Source organism: Bartonella sp. MR168JLCBS, from assembly GCF_042194175.1.
Genome location: NZ_JBHIMP010000482.1, coordinates 1 through 273 on the forward strand (window position 1 = coordinate 1; position 273 = coordinate 273).

The 273-nt window shown below is 32.6% G+C and carries 1 protein-coding gene; it reads left to right on the forward strand.

All coding sequences use genetic code 11. The features are described 5' to 3' along the window. Nucleotides 1-214 (forward strand): hypothetical protein (locus ACFIK8_RS12155; protein WP_375669576.1); only part of this gene is annotated, 214 nt, incomplete at its 5' end. Nucleotides 215-273 lie beyond the last annotated feature (59 nt).

Consider the following 273-nt stretch of genomic DNA (forward strand, 5'->3'; position numbering starts at 1 on the left):
CACCCCTCTCAATAAAATGTTAGTAAACCTCCTCAAAACAGATATCTATGGACTTAATCAATCGATACGTAATATCATGCCACCTTTCTTATCCTCAATTTGTATTACTCTAACTTGTTTACCAGGATGGTCTATTTTAGGAGCTTTAGCAATAGGATTTTGTCTCTTGAATTACAAAAAACAAAAGCCTTTTCACAAAATCTCATATACGTAAGGGAAATACGTTTGATATTAAGAGGATTCCTCTAAAATTCATTTGTGTCATCCATAACT